The sequence below is a fragment of the Mycolicibacterium novocastrense genome, assembly GCF_001570485.1.
Lineage (GTDB): Bacteria > Actinomycetota > Actinomycetes > Mycobacteriales > Mycobacteriaceae > Mycobacterium > Mycobacterium novocastrense.
Genome location: NZ_BCTA01000093.1, coordinates 1 through 14,609 on the forward strand (window position 1 = coordinate 1; position 14,609 = coordinate 14,609).

General features: G+C 67.8%; 12 protein-coding genes and 1 tRNA gene. 5 read left to right on the plus strand and 8 right to left on the minus strand.

What is annotated here, in order from left to right:
* Positions 1-9 precede the first annotated feature (9 nt).
* Entirely contained in the window at positions 10-780 is a 771-nt protein-coding gene (locus tag RMCN_RS26880; protein ID WP_234787817.1) for a tyrosine-type recombinase/integrase, read from the plus strand.
* Positions 781-929: 149 nt separating this feature from the next.
* Here the strand turns inward: RMCN_RS26880 and RMCN_RS26885 are convergent.
* The 3 genes from RMCN_RS26885 to RMCN_RS26895 all read right to left on the minus strand — a co-directional run bounded on the left by RMCN_RS26885 (position 930) and on the right by RMCN_RS26895 (position 5,340).
* Positions 930-1,006: transfer RNA gene (locus tag RMCN_RS26885), tRNA-Met, on the minus strand.
* Positions 1,007-1,228: 222 nt separating this feature from the next.
* Positions 1,229-4,240, minus strand: coding sequence for a UPF0182 family protein (locus tag RMCN_RS26890; RefSeq protein WP_067395782.1), 3,012 nt, complete (start codon positions 4,238-4,240; stop codon positions 1,229-1,231).
* Between the two features lie 77 nt (positions 4,241-4,317).
* Positions 4,318-5,340, minus strand: coding sequence for a YlbL family protein (locus tag RMCN_RS26895; protein ID WP_064412484.1), 1,023 nt, complete (start codon positions 5,338-5,340; stop codon positions 4,318-4,320).
* Between the two features lie 174 nt (positions 5,341-5,514).
* Here RMCN_RS26895 and RMCN_RS26900 point away from each other — a divergent pair, with 174 nt between their 5' ends.
* From RMCN_RS26900 to RMCN_RS26910, 3 genes are all read left to right on the plus strand, one after another.
* Positions 5,515-6,891, plus strand: a complete 1,377-nt coding sequence (locus tag RMCN_RS26900; RefSeq protein ID WP_064412483.1) for a zinc-dependent metalloprotease — start codon at positions 5,515-5,517, stop codon at positions 6,889-6,891.
* 65 nt (positions 6,892-6,956) lie between these two features.
* A complete protein-coding gene (locus RMCN_RS26905) occupies positions 6,957-7,787 on the plus strand; it encodes a cyclodehydratase (RefSeq protein ID WP_067395783.1) in 831 nt (276 codons plus the stop codon).
* Between the two features lie 42 nt (positions 7,788-7,829).
* Positions 7,830-9,170: a macrolide-binding ATPase MABP-1 gene (locus tag RMCN_RS26910; RefSeq protein WP_067395785.1), complete on the plus strand. Its 1,341-nt coding sequence runs from the start codon at positions 7,830-7,832 to the stop codon at positions 9,168-9,170.
* Positions 9,171-9,303: 133 nt separating this feature from the next.
* On the opposite strand, the gene RMCN_RS26915 is transcribed toward RMCN_RS26910, so the two are convergent.
* The 3 genes from RMCN_RS26915 to RMCN_RS26925 all read right to left on the minus strand — a co-directional run bounded on the left by RMCN_RS26915 (position 9,304) and on the right by RMCN_RS26925 (position 12,223).
* Positions 9,304-9,585 carry a WhiB family transcriptional regulator gene (locus tag RMCN_RS26915; RefSeq protein ID WP_064412480.1) on the minus strand — a complete coding sequence of 94 codons (282 nt, stop codon included), beginning with the start codon at positions 9,583-9,585 and terminating at the stop codon, positions 9,304-9,306.
* Positions 9,586-9,724: 139 nt separating this feature from the next.
* On the minus strand, positions 9,725-9,913 hold the full coding sequence (locus RMCN_RS26920; protein WP_064345891.1) for a hypothetical protein: 189 nt from the start codon (positions 9,911-9,913) through the stop codon (positions 9,725-9,727).
* 141 nt (positions 9,914-10,054) lie between these two features.
* Positions 10,055-12,223, minus strand: coding sequence for an ATP-dependent DNA helicase UvrD2 (locus RMCN_RS26925; protein WP_201028969.1), 2,169 nt, complete (start codon positions 12,221-12,223; stop codon positions 10,055-10,057).
* Positions 12,224-12,297: 74 nt separating this feature from the next.
* Here RMCN_RS26925 and RMCN_RS26930 point away from each other — a divergent pair, with 74 nt between their 5' ends.
* Positions 12,298-12,549: a mycoredoxin gene (locus RMCN_RS26930; protein ID WP_064345890.1), complete on the plus strand. Its 252-nt coding sequence runs from the start codon at positions 12,298-12,300 to the stop codon at positions 12,547-12,549.
* Between the two features lie 7 nt (positions 12,550-12,556).
* Here RMCN_RS26930 and nudC read toward each other — a convergent pair whose 3' ends face one another.
* Both nudC and RMCN_RS26940 read right to left on the minus strand, forming a co-directional pair.
* Positions 12,557-13,483 (minus strand): NAD(+) diphosphatase, encoded by a 927-nt coding sequence (gene nudC, locus RMCN_RS26935; protein WP_067396279.1) that lies wholly within the window; start codon positions 13,481-13,483, stop codon positions 12,557-12,559.
* Between the two features lie 10 nt (positions 13,484-13,493).
* Positions 13,494-14,570 carry a potassium channel family protein gene (locus tag RMCN_RS26940; protein ID WP_064345889.1) on the minus strand — a complete coding sequence of 359 codons (1,077 nt, stop codon included), beginning with the start codon at positions 14,568-14,570 and terminating at the stop codon, positions 13,494-13,496.
* Between the last annotated feature and the right edge of the window lie 39 nt (positions 14,571-14,609).

Consider the following 14,609-nt stretch of genomic DNA (forward strand, 5'->3'; position numbering starts at 1 on the left):
TTCGATGCCATGTCGTCGTTGATTCTTCCTGCCCGAACACTCGGGCAACAGAGTCCCACAACGACTGGACCACCACGAGGGGCTCACCTCACTGCGGCTAATGTAAGGCCGCCCAAACGCTCCCGTGCGCGGCGAACCGTATGGAGCCCCGAGCACATACGGACGTTTCTGCAGACGGCAAGTCACGACCGCTTCGCTGCGCTTTTCCTACTTGAGCTCACCACTGGCATACGACGCGGCCAGATCTGCGGCCTCAGGTGGCACGACGTCGACCTGGACGCGCACGAGATCACTGTGCATGACAATCGGGTCGTGGTTGGCGGCCACGCGCGCGACAAAGCCGGCGGCAAGACGCACAATGCCGATCAAACGATCGCGATAGATCGGACTACTGCTGCGGCACTTCAAAAGTGGCGACAGTTGCAGGACGAAGAACGGGCGTTCTTCGGGAGCGACTACCACCCCGGAAATTACGTATTTACCTTCCAGGATGGTCGACCGCCGCACCCCGATTCTATCCGTCAACGGTTCGATCGCTTGGCGGCCGCCGCCGGCCTGGAGAGAATTACCTTCCACGACTTGCGGCATTCCTACGCGACGGCCGCGTTAAAGGCCGGCGTCAGCCCAAAGACTGTGAGCGAGCGTATCGGGCACGCCGACGTCGGATTCTTCTTGCAGACGTATGCCCACGTACTCAAGAACGACGACAGAGAGGCTGCTGAACAGGCAGCGATGTTCCTGATCGGGGATGGCTACTGGGCGTCAATGGGAGTGGACTAAGGACACCTCGATGCGGGAAGTCGCGGACTGACTCCGCGGACGCTCATCATCAGCCGACCAGCATTTAGTCAGGAGCACTGACGTTCACAATTTCGTTCACAGATCAATTGAAAACGGCCCTCGGAGGGTTCTCCGAGGGCCGTTTTACCTGGTAGCGGGGACAGGATTCGAACCTGCGACCTCTGGGTTATGAGCCCAGCGAGCTACCGAGCTGCTCCACCCCGCGTCGGGTGAACGCCACGTTACCGAAGGCTCTCGCACAGTTCCAAATCGGGCGGTCACCAATGGTGGTGAGACCCGTCACGCCTGCGGTCACGTGGCCGTCCGCCGCCGCGTGAGCGACCGCAAATGCACGCACAGTGGCGGCGTGTCGCCGTGCAAACACGGTCGCTCGGCGCAGTGGGGCCCAGCTCCGCGGCAGTGGGGGCTTAGCTCGCGGCATTGGGCCTCAGCTCGCGGACTGGTACTTCTCCATCGCGTCGTCGAGGCGTTGCAGCGCCTCGCCGTACTCTGCGAAGTTACCGCCCTGCTGGGCCTGACGCAGCCCGTCGAGCGCCGCGTTGACCTCTTGCAGCGCAGCGGCTTTCGGCCCCGACAGCTGCACCGGCCCACCCGGCGGCACCGCTGCGGGCGGCGGCGACGCCGGCGCCCGGCCCTGCTGGTTGGCCGGCGTGCGGGCCGGCGGCTCACCGTCGGCCGGCGGCTGCGCAGCGGGCTGCTGTCCGCCGGTGCCCGCGATCGGCGCGGGGCCGGTGGCGGTGGCGTCGGCGCCGGGTCCGAACAACTCGGTGAGCGCATCGCGCACCGTCGGGCCGTAACCGACCTTGTCGTTGTACATCATCGCCACACGGATCAGGCGCGGGTACGACGACGCGGCATCGCTGGCCCCGGGCGAGGCGTACACCGGTGCGACATAGAGCAATCCGCCCTCGGCGACCGGCAACGTCAGCAGGTTGCCCCACCGGATGCGGTTCTGGTTGTCGCGCCCGATCACACCGAGGTCCTGGGACACCGCGGTATCGGTGCTGATCGCGTTGAACGCCAGCTTGGGACCGTTGACCTGACCCGGAATGGTCAACACGGTGATCTCGCCGTAGGTCTCGGGGTCGGAACTGGCGCTCATGAACGCGGCGAGGAAGTCGCGCCGGAACCGGTTCATCGCACTGGTCAACTGGAACGACGCCGCACGGTCGTTTTCCGCGAGGTCTTTGGCCACGATGTAATACGGCGGCTGATAGCTGCTCGCGGTCGGGTTGGGATCCAACGGGACGTCCCAGAAGTCCGACGTCGAGAAGAACGTCACCGGATCGTCGACGTGATACTTGGCCAGCAGCGCGCGCTGCACCTTGAACAGGTCTTCGGGATAGCGCAGGTGCTGCTGCAGTTCCTCGGAGATCTCGCTCTTGGGCTTGACCGTGCCCGGGAACACCTTCATCCACGCCTGCAGCACCGGATCCTGTTCGTCCTGCGCGTACAGCGACACCGTGCCGTCGTAGGCGTCGACGGTGGCCTTGACCGAGTTGCGGATGTAGGACACCTGCTTGTCGGGCTGCAGCCGGTTCAGCGCAACCTCATTGGAGTCCACGGTGGCCGAGGACAACGTGGTCAACTCCGAGTACGGATAGTTGTCCAGCGTGGTGTAGCCGTCGACGATCCAGACGATCCGCTCGTTGACGATCGCCGGGTAGACGGTGGTGTCGGTGGTCAGCCACGGCGCCACCGCCTCGACCCGCTTGGCCGGGTCGCGGTTGAACAGCAGCTTGCTGTTCTCTCCGATGACGTTGGAGAACAAGAAGTTTCGCTCGGCGAACTTTGCGGCGAAGACGCTGCGCGTCAGCCAGTTGCCGATCGGAACGCCGCCCTCACCGGTGTAGGTGTAGTTGCGGGTCTCGACGTTGTTCTCGTAGTCGTATTCGCGCGGGGCACCGTTTTCGCCGACGATGGCGTAGTCGGCCGGGGTGTTGGCGATGACTGGGCCGTAGTAGATGCGGGGCTGGGCCAGCGGGGCGGGCCCTGGCGAGATCACCTCACCGTTCGCGCCGACCACGCTGGACAGGAACTCCGGGTATCCGCCGTTCTGGTTGGGGTCGTTGGCCACCCCGCGCACGGTATTGGCCGGCGAGGCGATGAACCCGTTGCCGTGGGTGTAGACCGAGTGGCGGTTGATCCAGTCGCGCTGGTTGTCGATCAGCCGGTCGGGATTGAGTTCGCGCGCGGCGACGACATAGTCGCGCAAGTTGCCGTCGTCATCCCGGTACCGGTCCATGTTGAGCTGGTCGGGGAAGTAGTAGAAGTTCTTGCCCTGCTGGAACTGGGTGAATGCCGGGCTGACGATGTTGGGGTCGAGCACGCGGATGTTCGAGGTGGTGGCGCGGTCGGCGGCCACCTGGGCTGCGGTCGCCGCGGCGTTACCCGGATAGTCGCGATAGCTCACCACGTCGTCGGTGAGCCCGTAGGCCTGTCTGGTCGCGGTGATGCTTCGGCTGATGTATTCGCTTTCCTTCTGCGCCGCATTGGGTTTGACGCTGAACTGCTCGACGACCAGCGGCCAGCCCGCGCCGACCACCAGCGACGAGAGCAGCAACAGCACCACGCCGATCGCCGGGATCCGCAGGTCGCGCAGCACGATCGCCGAGAACACCGCGGCCGCGCAGATCACGGCGATCGCCATCAGGATCAGCTTGGCGGGCAGCACCGCGTTGATGTCGGTGTAGCCCGCGCCGGTGAACGGCTTGCCGCCGCGGGTGTGGCTCAGCAGTTCGTAACGGTCCAGCCAGTACGCGATCGCCTTGAGCAGCATCAGGATGCCGACCAGGGTGATCAGCTGGATGCGCGCCGCTCGGCTCAACGCACCGGCGCGCCCGGACAGCCGGATCCCGCCGAACAGGTAGTGGCCCAACAGGTTTCCGATGAAGGCCAGGAACGTCGCGACGAACAGGTAGTTCAGGACGAGCCGGTAGAACGGCAGGTCGAAAGCGTAGAAGCCCAGATCCTTGCCGAACTGCGGGTCGGTGATCCCGAAGCTGTTGCCGTGCAGGAACAACTGGACAGTCTCCCACTGCCCGAGCGCGAACAGCCCGACGAACAAGCCGATGAGCGCAGGGACCCCGAAGCCGACGAGGCGCAGCCGCGCCATCACCGCGGTGCGGTAGGCCGCGACCGGGTCGTTGGGCCCGTTGGTCGGCACGAACACCGGCCGGGTCCGGTAGGCCAGCGCCAACCCCGCGAACAGGATCGAACCGATCAGCAGCGACACGACCAGAAACAGCAGGATCTGGGTGAACAGCACCGTGGTGAAGACCGAGCGGTAGCCGAGTTCGCCGAACCACAGCCAGTCGACGTAGGTGTCGATCAGCCGCGGCCCGATCAACAACAGGAGCACGATCACGGCTCCCAGCGCGATGAGGATTCGGCTACGTCGTGTCAGCTTCGGCATTCGTGCCGCGGGCCGCATACCCACTCGTTGACTCCAGTTTCATTCGGCTACGTCGTGCTCGACGTGGCCCCAACTCTACGCAACGGTTTTTCGCCGGTGACCTAACAATGGGGGCGTTCGCCACCGGCGGACAAGGTCTTCAACGCGTCGACGGCCTGCGGCAGGGTTTCGACCCTGACCAGTTCCATACCGTCCTGCGGCGCCGTCTTGGCTTCTTCGCAGTTGTCGGCGGGCACCAGGAAGATGGTGGCGCCCTCCTCGCGCGCGCTCAGCATCTTGTGGGTGATGCCGCCGATCGAGCCGACCTCACCGTCGCCGCTGATGGTGCCGCTGCCCGCGACGAACTTCCCGCCGTTGAGGTCGCCGGTGGTCAGCTTGTCGACCACGGCCAGCGAGAACATCAGCCCCGCGGACGGCCCGCCGATTTTCTCGAGGTTGAACTCGATCGAGAACGGCGCCCACGGCGCGTCGAGTACGCCGATGCCGAGGAAACCCTGGTCGCGGTCGGGGTGCTTGCCCAGCGTGATGGTGGCGACGCCCGACGGTGCGTCCTTGCGCCGGTAGTCCAACTTCACGGTGTCCCCCGGTTTGGTGTCCTTCAAGAGGGCCTGGAACTCCTCGAGTTTGGTGACCGGCGTGCCGTTGACGGCGTCGATCGCGTCACCCTCGCGCAGCTTTCCCGCCGACGGGCCCGGGTCGTTGACGTTTTCCACCGTCACCGCCATCGGGAACTCCAGGAAATGCAGCGCGGCGTACTCGGCGCTGCGTTCGGAGTTGCGGAAATCGGTGGTGTTGGCCTCGTCGACCTCTTCGCGGGTCTTGTCCGGCGGGTAAACGAGGTCGCGCGGGACCAGCTGCTCGCGGCCCGACAGCCACAGCACCATCGCCTCGCCCAGCCTGAGCTGGTCGCGTTGCGACACCGTCGTCATGTTCAGGTGTCCCGACGTCGGGTAAACGTCGGTGCCCTCGATCTCGACGACCGGCTTACCGTCGAACTCGCCGAGCGTGTTGAACGTCGGGCCCGGGCCCAGGGAGACGAAGGGCACCGTCACCGCCGACACCAGCACGCCGAACACCAGAATCGGCACGAGCGCGACGAGCAACGTCAAAGTCCGCCTGTTCACGCCGCCCAATCTAAAGGTTGCCCCGCGGGCGACCGCGCCCACGACGTCGCTCGCCGGGCGGTCACACCGGCTCGAGCGCTGCCGTCGCGCAGAAAAAGGCGGTCCAGGGTCGGTTCGCTGTCAGCGTGAGACGCCCACCCACGAGACCCCATCCTGGTGAGTACCGTTGAGGGCATGGCTGACGTGCCTTTCGGCTTCTCCGCCGGCGACGACCCCGAGCGCGACAAGCGCAAGAAGGATCCCGACTCCGGATCCGGGGGCCCCGGCGACCCGTTCGGCATGGGCTTTCAGGGCGGCTCCGAGTTCGACATGTCCCAGCTGGGGCAGATCTTTTCCAAGCTCGGCGAGATGTTCAGCGGCGCCGGCAGCGCGATGGCCGGCGGGAAACAGTCGGGGCCGGTGAACTACGACCTGGCCCGCCAGTTGGCGTCGAGCCAGATCGGTTTCGTCGCACCCGTGCCGGAGAAGACGGCTGAGGCGATCGACGGCGCCGTGCGCCTGGCCGAGACGTGGCTCGACGGCGTGACAGCACTGCCCGCGGGAACCAGCAAGGCGGTCGCCTGGACGCCCACGGACTGGATCGACAACACCCTCGAGACGTGGAAGCGGCTGTGCGACCCGGTCGCCGAACAGATCTCGACGGTGTGGGTGTCGGCGCTCCCGGAGGAGGCGCGCACCATGGCCGGTCCACTGCTGTCGATGATGACGCAGATGGGCGGCATGGCGTTCGGCTCGCAGCTCGGCCAGGCGCTGGGCAAACTGTCGCGAGAAGTGTTGACCTCCACCGACATCGGGCTGCCGTTGGGCCCCAAGGGCGTGGCCGCGCTGATGCCCGAGGCGGTCGAGTCGCTGTCGGAGGGCCTCGAGCAACCGCGTAGCGAGATCCTGACCTTCCTGGCCGCCCGGGAGGCCGCTCACCACCGCCTGTTCAGTCACGTGCCGTGGCTTTCGAGCCAGCTGCTCAACGCGGTCGAGGCGTTCGCCCGCGGCATGAAAATCGACATGAGCGGCATCGAGGAACTGGCTTCCGGCCTCAACCCCGCCGCGCTGACCGACCCGGCCCAGATGGAGCAGCTGCTCAACCAGGGCATCTTCGAGCCGAAGGCGACGCCGGAGCAGACCGCGGCGCTCGAGCGGCTGGAAACACTGCTCGCGCTGATCGAGGGTTGGGTGCAGACCGTCGTCTCCGACGCGCTCGGCGACCGAATCCCCGGCACCTCGGCGCTGGCGGAGATGTTGCGCAGGCGCCGCGCCACCGGCGGACCGGCCGAGCAGACGTTCGCCACGCTGGTCGGACTCGAACTGCGTCCGCGCAAGATGCGCGAGGCCGCGGCGCTGTGGGAACGGTTGACCGAGGCCGTGGGCTCCGACCGCCGCGACGCGGTGTGGCAGCACCCCGACCTGCTGCCCAGCGCCAAGGACCTCGACGAACCGGCCGGCTTCATCGACCGGATGATCGGCGGCGACACCAGCGGCATGGACAGTGCCATCGAGGAGGCGATCGCCGATCTCGAGAAGGACATCCAGAAGCCGGACGACGACGACCGGTAACGCTTCAGCCGGCGCCCCTGTGGATAACTGCGGGTGACCGGCGCGCGGCGTGGCACGCTCGATCGATGACGCGCTATGCGTTGAGCGCCGCGACGCCGGTGCTGATGCGACCGGACGGGGCGGTGCAGGTGGGCTGGGACCCGCGGCGCGCGGTCGTAATCCGTCCGCCGGCGGGGCTTTCGGCGGCGACGCTGGCCGACATGCTGCGTCGCCTGCAGACCGGCGCACGACTGGCCGACCTCGCGGCGCTCGCCCCCGACGGCGCGCCCGTCGAGAACCTGCTGACGTCCCTGGTCGACGCCGGGGTGGTCACGACGGCCCCGCGACGGCGTGGCCGGTCGGCTGCGGTGCGCATCCACGGGCGCGGGCCGCTGTCGGATCTGCTCGCCTCGGCGCTGCGCTGTTCGGGTGCGCGCCTGACCCACAGCACCCGTACCGACACCGGTGCGCCGTCGGAGCCGACCGACCTCGTGGTTCTCGCCGACTACCTGGTGGCCGACCCGCGTATGGTCCGCGAGCTGCATGCCGTCGGCGTCGCCCACCTGCCGGTGCGCGTGCGCGACGGTGTCGGCCTGGTCGGGCCGCTGGTCCTGCCGGGGGTGACGAGCTGTTTGGCGTGCGCGGACCTGCACCGCAGCGACCGGGACGCGGCGTGGCCGGCACTTGCGGCGCAACTGCGCCACACCGTGGGCAGCGCAGACCGGGCCACGGTGCTGGCCACCGCGGCGCTGGCCCTCAACCAGGTCGACCGGGTCCTTGGCGCGGTGCGTGGCGACGCCGACGTCGACGGCTCCCCCGAACCGCCGCCGACGCTGGACACCACGTTGGAGTTCGACGTCAACGTGGGCTCGGTGGTGGCGCGGCGATGGTCGCGGCATCCGCGCTGCGCATGTTGACATCGGGCGTTGGCAAGTCGTTGCGCTGCGTTCAGCCGCGTCGTGGATGATGGTCTGGTGAGTGAGATCAAGCGGGGCCGGGCTGCGCGCAACGCCAAGCTGGCGAGCTTGCCAGTCGGGATGGCCGGCCGGGCAGCCTTGGGCTTCGGCAAACGGTTGACCGGACGGTCGAAAGACGAGGTCAACGCCGAACTGATGGACAAGGCCGCTCAGCAGCTCTTCACCGTGCTCGGTGAGCTCAAGGGCGGCGCGATGAAGGTCGGCCAGGCGCTGTCGGTGATGGAAGCCGCGATCCCCGAGCAATACGGCAAGCCGTACCGCGAGGCGCTGACCAAGCTTCAGCGGGAGGCCCCGCCGCTGCCCGCGGACAAGGTGCACCGGGTTCTCAACGCCCAATTGGGTACGAAGTGGCGGGAGCGGTTCGCGTCGTTCGACGACAAGCCCGTGGCGTCGGCCAGCATCGGCCAGGTCCACAAGGCGGTGTGGTCGGACGGCCGCGAGGTCGCGGTCAAGATCCAGTACCCCGGCGCCGACGAGGCGCTGCGCGCCGACCTCAAGACGATGCAGCGCATGGTGGGCGTGCTCAAACAACTGTCCCCCGGCGCCGACGTCGACAGTGTGGTCAAGGAACTCATCGAGCGCACCGAGATGGAACTCGACTACCGGCTGGAGGCCGACAACCAGCGCGCGTTCGCCAAGGCCTACGACGGCCATCCGCGCTTCGTGGTTCCCCGCATCGTGGCCAGCGCGCCCAAGGTGGTGATCCAGGAGTGGATCGAGGGCGTGCCGATGTCGGTGATCATCCGAGAGGGCACTCAGGAACAACGAGACCTGATGGGCACCAGGCTTTTCGAGCTGACCTACGACGCGCCTCGCCGGCTCGAGATGATGCACGGTGACACCCATCCGGGCAACTTCATGCTGCTGCCCGGCGACAAGATGGGTGTCATCGACTTCGGCGCGGTCGCCCCGATGCCCGGCGGTATCCCGATCGAGATCGGTTTGGCGACGCGGTATGCGCTCGACGACGACTACGACAACCTGCTCACCACGATGCAGAACATCGGCTTCATCCAAAAGGGCGAGCAGGTGTCCAAGCGCGAAATGGACGACATGATGCGCCAGTACGTCGAACCGCTCGAGGTCGAGGTCTTCCACTACAACCGCAAGTGGTTGCAGCGGATCACCACCGCGAACATGCGGCCCGAGCGCGCCGCCGGTCAGATCAAGGCCGCCCGGCAGATGGACATTCCGGCCAAGCTCGCCATTCCGATGCGGGTGATCGCGTCCAACGTCGCGATCGCGTGCCAACTCGATGCGCATGTTCCGGCCAGAAGGCTTGCCACCGAGCTGATTCCGGGCTTCGCCGACGAAGCCGCCTGACGCCCCGCCTCCCCGTGCGCGTCGGATGCGCCCACCCCGCCCCTCGGTACGGATCGTGAATCTGACGACGCGTTTCGTGGGTTGAGCGTCGCCAGATTCACAATCGAGCGCGCGCAGGTCGCCCCGTGTGCGTCTACGCGGCTGCCGGGTTCCCGATGCCGTTCTTGCGTGGCCGGCCCCGCGGGCGCTTGCGCGCGATGACGGTGCCCCGCTCGAGGATCTCGCCGCCCCAAACACCCCACGGCTCTTGCCGTTCCAGCGCTGCGGCCAGGCACTCACGCCGGATCGGGCACTGCACGCACAGCGCCTTGGCGCGTTCGAGTTCGACGGGATTCTCGGCGAACCACATATCGGGATCGCCCCTGTGACACGGCACCGCCAGCTTCGTCTTCTCTCGGCATGTCCCGAGTGACATGTCCAGTCCTTCCCTGGTCGTGAGTTTGAAATCTCTTCCCTGTGGATCCGGGACCAGGGCTTTGGAGTGGTGTCCAAAAGACCGAGGCCACGGATCCGACTGCGGGTCCGTGGCCTTTTCGGCGAAATCGTGGGCTTACCTAGGTGGTGCCCCGATCGACGGACGACACAGTCGCGGCGGCGCGGCGCTTGCGCTGCGGGGTGATGGCAGCGGCGGCACCGGCGGCGTGCGCGGCGGCGAACGCGGGATGCGCCGCGGCGGCGGCGACATGGAGGGTCCGCGTCATACCAGCAACGGCTACGCCGGTGAATGCGTAGTTGCTACCCATGATGTCGGTCCCTCCTTTCGCGCAAAAAGACACCCAAACGGTGTGATGTTGAGGCTAAGCGTAACAGCGGCGGCTGACAATTGATTTTTGACCAGCGGGTTTGGCGCGATCTTTACGACGTTTGGCCGTGAGGTCGCCGGCCTAGCGGCTTCGGCTCTTGACCATGGCGAGCACATCGGCGCCGTACTGCTCGAGCTTGCGCGCCCCGATGCCCGGGATCGCGACCAGTGCGGCGTCGTCGGTGGGCAGGGTCTCGGCGATCGCGATCAGCGTGTTGTCGGTGAACACCACATACGCCGGCACGCTCATCTCCTTGGAGGTGCGCAACCGCCAGTCCTTGAGGTCGGCCAGCAGCTGCTCGTCGATGTCGGACGGGCAGGTTTCGCAGCGGCGCAACATGATTGCCGCCGGTGCGGTCAGCGCGCTGTTGCACACGCGGCAGCGGGGGGTCGCGCCGCGGGGACGGCGGGGCTTGGTCGGTGTGTCGCTGGTGTTCGACGACTGCGGCGCGATGCCGTTGAGGAACCGCGACGGTTTGCGGCTCTGCCGTCCGCCCGGAGCGCGGGCGAGCGCCCAGCTGAGCGCCAAATGCACACGCGCCCTGGTGATTCCGACGTAGAGCAACCGCCGTTCCTCTTCGACCGCCTCGCTGTCGGGACCGTGCGCCAGCGCGTGGGAGATGGGCAGCGTGCCGTCGGCGAGGCCGACCAGGAACACCGCGTCCCACTCCAGCCCCTTCGCCGCGTGCAGTGAGGCCAGCGTGACGCCCTGCACGACCGGAGGGTGGCGCGCGTCGGCGCGCTGGCGCAGTTCGACGAGCAGTGCGCGCAGATCGAGGGTGGGACGGATGGCGACTTCCTCGTCGACGAGTTCGGCCAGCGACGTCAGCGCTTCCCACCGTTCCCTGGCCTTGGTGCCCGGCGGCGGCTCAGCGGTCAGCCCGAGTGGCTCCAGCACCGCGCGCACCACCTCGGGCAGTCCCCCGCAAGCGGGAGGTGCCCCCACGCCGTCGGCGTCCGGTTCGGCACTGCGTTCGGCCGCGCGCTGCAACGCCACCAGCGCCTGGCGGATCTCCTGGCGGCTGAAGAAACCCTCGCCGCCGCGCACCTGGAACGGGACGCCGGCTTCGGTGAGCGCCTCCTCGTAGACCTCCGACTGGGCGTTGATGCGGTAGAGCACCGCGATCTCGGCCGGTTCGGTGCCGGATTCGAGAAGCCGTTTGATGTTCTTGGCCACCGCCTTGGCCTCGGCGACCTCGTCGGGGTACTCGGCGAACCGGGGCGCGGGGCCGGGATCGCGCTGCCCGACCAGATGCAGCTTGCTGCCCGCCATCCGGCCGCGCGCACCGGCGATGACCCGGTTGGCCAGCGACACCACCTGCGGGGTCGAGCGGTAGTCGCGTTCCAGGCGGACCACCGCCGCGTCGGGGAAGCGCCGGGAGAAGTCGAGCAAATAGCGGGGGGTGGCTCCGGTGAAGGAGTAGATGGTCTGGTTGGCGTCGCCGACGACGGTGAGGTCGTCGCGCTCCCCGAGCCAGGCGTCGAGCACGCGCTGTTGCAGGGGCGTCACGTCCTGGTATTCGTCGACGACGAAGCAGCGGTAGCGATCCCGGAACTCCTGCCCCACCGCGGCGTCGTTCTCGATCGCCGCGGCGGTGTGCAGCAGCAGATCGTCGAAGTCGAGCAGTGTGGTGCCGTCACTGCGGGCCTTGAGCGCCTCGTAGCCGGTGTAGACGGCCGCGACCTTCGCCGCGTCGAAGGGGATGTCGCGGCCGACCTGTGCGACCGCCGCCGGATAGTCCTCGGGACTGATCAGCGACGCCTTGGCCCACTCGATCTCGCCCGCGAGGTCGCGCACGTCGTCGGTGCTGGTCGACAGGCGGGCCCGGTTGGCGGCCTGGGCCACCACCGCGAATTTGGTGTCGAGAAGTTCCCACGTGGTGTTGCCGACGACGCGGGGCCAGAAGTACGACAGCTGGCGACGCGCGGCGGCGTGAAACGTCATCGCCTGCACCGAACCGGTGCCGACTCCGCCGAACGCCGCGTCGAGCGCACGCAACCGGGCGCGCATCTCACCGGCCGCGCGCTGGGTGAAGGTGACCGCGAGGACCTGCCCGGGCGCGACGTGGCCGGCCGCGACCAGGTGCGCGATCCGGCGGGTGATCGTGCGGGTCTTACCGGTGCCCGCGCCGGCGAGCACGCACACCGGCCCGCGCGGGGCGAGCACCGCCTCGCGCTGCTCGTCGTCGAGGTCGTCGACGGCGTCCGGGCGGCTGCCCACCGAAGCGACCTCTACCGACATGCGGTCCATCTTGGCAGGGGCCGGTGACAAATGACCGGTACGGCGTCCGGCATGTTCGGTCCATCCGATACGTTGAACGCCTTATGAGCGCAGCACAGACTCCCGTGATCATGTACACCACCACCTGGTGTGGCTACTGCGTGCGTCTGAAGAAGGCGCTGCAGGCCGAGGGCATCGAGTTCACCGAGGTCGACATCGAGAAGGATGCCGCGGCCGCGGAGTTCGTCGCCACGGCCAACGGGGGCAACCAGACCGTGCCGACGCTGAAGCTGCCCGACGGTTCGACGTTGACGAATCCGACCGCGCGCGAGGTCAAGGCCAAGCTGGCGGGTTAGTCCGGGGTTAGTCCAGCGCGGCCCAGGACTCGATGATCTCGCGCGCGATCGAGATCGAACCGGGCAGCAGCAGCCGTGACGGCGAGTCGCTGCTCCAGTCGCCGTGGGCGAGGGCCTCGCGGATCTCGGCCCGGGTGAACCAGGCGGCCTCGGCGATCTCGCCGTCGTTGAACGAGAACTGCTGATCGGGATCGCCGATCGCGTGGAAGCCCACCATCAGCGACCGCGGGAACGGCCAGGGCTGGCTGCCCAGGTAGGTGACGTCGGTGACGGTCAGCCCGATCTCCTCGGCGATCTCGCGCACGACGCAACTCTCGAAGGACTCACCGGCCTCGACGAAACCGGCCAGGATCGAGAACAGCCGCTCCGGCCAGACCGTTTGACGGGCCAGCACGGCGCGGTCGTGTCCGTCGTGTACGAGGCAGATGACCGCGGGGTCGATGCGGGGATACTCCTCGTGGCCGTTGAGGGGGTTGACCCTCGCCCACCCGCCCTTGACGGGCTTGGTCGGTGCACCGTCGAGCGGGCTGAACCGGGCACTGTCGTGCCAGTTGAGCAGCGCGGTCGCGGTCGCGACGAGTTGCGCGCTGACGTCGTCGAACACCTGACCGGCCCGGCGCAGGTCGAGCACCTCGGTCTCGGTGTGCGGGTCCTCCGGCCCCTCGAGGGCAGCGCGGATCGCCCACACATGCCGACCGTCGTTGAGCCTGCCCAGGAAGACGGCGTTCTCCGGCGGGCGGTCGCCCAGCTTGGCCGCGTCGCCGAGCACCACGCTGCCCTCGGCGATCAACACCTGGTGGCGGCGGTCGACGCGCAACACCAGCGCGTCGGGCCATCCGGCCAGAGCGGCGTCGATGTCGGTGCGCAGGGCATCGGCGCGGTCGGCGCCGACGCGGGACAGCAGCGGCACGTTGCGGAGGCGAAACGGGGTCATCGTTCGGTTGTCACTCGGCATCCGCATTGCGGATGTAGAGCAGCCGATCGCCGGACTCGACCGTGTCGACCTCCGGTGAGTCGACGCGCAGCAGCTCCCCTCCACGGACCACGCCGAGGACGATGTCGTGTAGGTGGCGCGGGGATCCGCCCACCTCCTTGGGCGTCACCTCCCGTTCGGCGATCGCGAAGCCGGCGTCGGGAGTGAGTAGGTCTTCCATGATCTGCACGACGCTGGGGGTCTGGGTGGCGATGCCGAGCAGTCGGCCCGCGGTCTCGGAGGACACCACGGTCGAGTCGGCGCCCGACTGCCGCAGCAGGTGCTGGTTGTCGGACTCGCGGGCCGCGGCGATGATCTTGGCGTTGGGCGCGAGCTCGCGCGCGGTCAATGTGACGAGCACGGCGCTGGCGTCGTCGTCGGTGGCGACGATGATCGACTTCGCGTGCTGGGCGCTGGCCAGGCGCAGGATGTCGGCCTTGGTGGCGTCGCCGTGGACGGTGACCAGCCCGGCGCTGCGGGCGCGTTCGAGCGCGCCGGCGTTTTCGTCGACGACGACGATGTCGGCGGGGGCGACCTCGTCGCCGACCATCGCGGCGACCGCCGTCCTGCCCTTGGTGCCGTAGCCGATGACGACGGTGTGGTTGCGCACTCTGCTCCTCCATCGCTGGATCTTCAATGCCGCGCGCGACTGGCTGGTCAGCGTCTCGACTGTGGTGCCGATGAGGACGATCAGGAAGGCAACGCGCAGCGGGGTGACCACCAGGACGTTGATCAACCGGGCTTCGGGCGTGAACGGGGTGATGTCGCCGTAGCCGGTGGTCGACAGCGAGACCGTCGCGTAGTACAGGCAGTCCAGAAACGACAGCTGGTTGTCCTGCACGTCGCGGTAGCCGTCGCGGTCCAGGTACACGATGAACACGGCCGCCATCAGCGCCAGCGTCGCGTAGATAACACGGCGGATGATCCGTTGGGTCGGGCTGACGAATGGTTCGGGGATCCGCAGGATGTCGACGAGCCGCGAGTCGGGCTGTGTGGTCAGGTCCTGTTCGATCGCGGCGAGCCGGCGCCGCAGCCTACCTTTTGCCACGAGGACCCGTTACCGGTCCCGCAGGGGTGTGCACGCCAC

What these genes read in the sequence shown, in the direction of transcription:
- RMCN_RS26880 (WP_234787817.1), top strand. Translation starts at nt 10, where the DNA reads ATGTCGTCGTTGATTCTTCCTGCCCGAACACTCGGGCAACAGAGTCCC.
- RMCN_RS26900 (WP_064412483.1), top strand. Translation starts at nt 5,515, where the DNA reads ATGGCTGACGTGCCTTTCGGCTTCTCCGCCGGCGACGACCCCGAGCGC.
- RMCN_RS26905 (WP_067395783.1), top strand. Translation starts at nt 6,957, where the DNA reads ATGACGCGCTATGCGTTGAGCGCCGCGACGCCGGTGCTGATGCGACCG.
- RMCN_RS26915 (WP_064412480.1), bottom strand. Translation starts at nt 9,585, where the DNA reads ATGTCACTCGGGACATGCCGAGAGAAGACGAAGCTGGCGGTGCCGTGT.
- RMCN_RS26920 (WP_064345891.1), bottom strand. Translation starts at nt 9,913, where the DNA reads ATGGGTAGCAACTACGCATTCACCGGCGTAGCCGTTGCTGGTATGACG.
- RMCN_RS26925 (WP_201028969.1), bottom strand. Translation starts at nt 12,223, where the DNA reads ATGGACCGCATGTCGGTAGAGGTCGCTTCGGTGGGCAGCCGCCCGGAC.
- RMCN_RS26930 (WP_064345890.1), top strand. Translation starts at nt 12,298, where the DNA reads ATGAGCGCAGCACAGACTCCCGTGATCATGTACACCACCACCTGGTGT.
- nudC (WP_067396279.1), bottom strand. Translation starts at nt 13,483, where the DNA reads ATGACCCCGTTTCGCCTCCGCAACGTGCCGCTGCTGTCCCGCGTCGGC.